A 1959-nucleotide genomic window follows, 5' to 3' on the forward strand; every position below is an offset into this window, starting at 1 on the left:
CGGAGTATATTCTTTTTTTCGTGGTAAAGTTAGTAAATATTTATGAATCAAGCATATACAAAGCTATTTTTCTAATGGCGGTCATTAGAAAATGACAAGAAACTTTTTCTAATGACCGATTTGGGTTGAACTTTTTTATTCAACTTAGTTCAGGGCAATACAATCTTCTCATCTGTGGTAAAAGTTGAGTTATGTATGATGTAAAATTTGAATACGAGCAAGAGGCCTAACCACAACAGGTCGGTTGCAGGCACAGGCAAACAAGAGACTACGGCTGCCGTATGCACTCCAGCGGGAAGCGCACAAAGCAGATTGGTCATGATGTAGTCTGTAATAATCGAGGTGTCTATAGTCGGGGGTGCGTCAGACACAAGCAGAGGGGCATACAGCACGCAGCCAATGCCTACAGGCCGCACAAGAAGCACGGGAAGAAACGATCGGGAGTGAAACTGATTGTATCTTAACGAGGTGCAAAGTGAACTATATTCCTGAAAACAGCGTAAAGGATTGATATATTTAACATTGTTAAAATCGCAGAAAAGCCCACGGTGTCCGCGACGCTGACGGCAGAAAACCGAAAGGCAAAAGCGACTGCCCGCGGGGAGCCGCTTTTGCCTTTCTGTCCTTGTGGATGTCTACCTCAAAAGGGTGCCTGCCCCGAAGGCAAGCCCCCCTGACCATGCAGCCCAATCGCTATCGGGCGGCACTGGCGGCACTATGACATCATCTTAATCGGCGTATAGCCTGGCGGGTGACCTGGGTCATAATGAGCATCATCTTTTCGGGGTCGCGCAGATTGGCGTCGGCGACCACACGGTGGATATCTATCTGCTTGTCGGCATCGAGCAGCACATCGACGAGCAACGCGCGACAGGCGGGGGTGAAGTCGAGGCTGACGAGGGCTGCTTCGACACTGTCGCGGCTATGGGTGAGCACAGCGGCATTGAGCTTCTCACTGGAGTCGGGCGATGAGGGGCATGGCGGCATGGGATGCTGGCGCATGAAGCGCTGGGCAAGGCTCTCGACACCGGCTATAGCCTGCTGGTAGGCGGTAGCGTCGTGGATGGGGCTGGACGAAGCGATGCTGTCGAGCACCGACTGAAGGCTGGAGACGAACGTCTGCCAATCGTCGATGGTGACGGGCTGTGAGGGGATGGCTGCGGGAGACGCGACGGGACGCGACTTGGGGTTGGGGCCATAGACACGCGAGAAACGGGCACGTATCTCGCCCTGATAGGGGAACGACCACTCCAGGCAGTAGGCTGTGCGATAGCCCGGGCGCGTGGCGTCGGCAAAGAGCGCGGCGATATGGTTGATATAATTGCGGCCTATGGTGACAGCGTTGCCGGGGGTGTAGGTGAGACGGCGCTGGTGCTTGTGGTCGTTGGCAGAATAGACTTTGTAAGCCGTCGCGGAGGATGCGAGAAAAGCCTCTCTCATGGTGTCAATAAACGCGCGGTTGCGCTCGCTGACCACAAACTCGTAGACCTCGGCAGAACCCTCGACCTGCATGGTGGCAGGGTCGCGCACGATGTTGGGATAGACTTCCATCTTGACCACCTTGCGCAGGTGGGCAAAGGACTTCTCGATGGGCTGCTGCGCATGGGCTGGCGCAACGAAGAAGAGCGCGAGGCTCATCACAAGGGCATGAATAGGTTTCATAACTGTTAAGATATTAATGGGTTAGACATTCTCGGCAAGCAGGTCGTCGACCGTCTCGGCCCCTTCTTCCAGGGCGGCGCAAATGTCGAGCGAGTTGAGCTCGCCGGCGACGATAAGGGCGGTGATGGTCTGCAACTGGGCGTTGGCGTGCTGCTGCGCCATATCGTCCATCAGATTGGCGGTGGCGACCACCGTCTCTGCCATAAGCTGGCGATAGAGCGTGTCGACAGGTTGGGCTGGGACGACGCAGGCAGGGGCAGACTTGCGGGCGGCGGGGGGTGGCTCTTATACACATCT

2 protein-coding genes are annotated in these 1959 nt (G+C 55.3%); both read right to left on the reverse strand.

The features are described from left to right. Positions 1-723: 723 nt before the first annotated feature. The gene (locus tag CIK92_RS03530) at positions 724-1662 is read right to left on the reverse strand and encodes a hypothetical protein (RefSeq protein ID WP_144007689.1); all 939 of its coding nucleotides are present in this window, start codon (positions 1660-1662) and stop codon (positions 724-726) included. A 21-nt stretch (positions 1663-1683) separates the two neighbouring features. Then, entirely contained in the window at positions 1684-1866 is a 183-nt protein-coding gene (locus CIK92_RS03535) for a hypothetical protein (protein ID WP_094388189.1), read from the reverse strand. Positions 1867-1959: the final 93 nt, after the last annotated feature.

Source organism: Prevotella sp. P4-67 (assembly GCF_002251325.1).
GTDB lineage: Bacteria > Bacteroidota > Bacteroidia > Bacteroidales > Bacteroidaceae > Prevotella.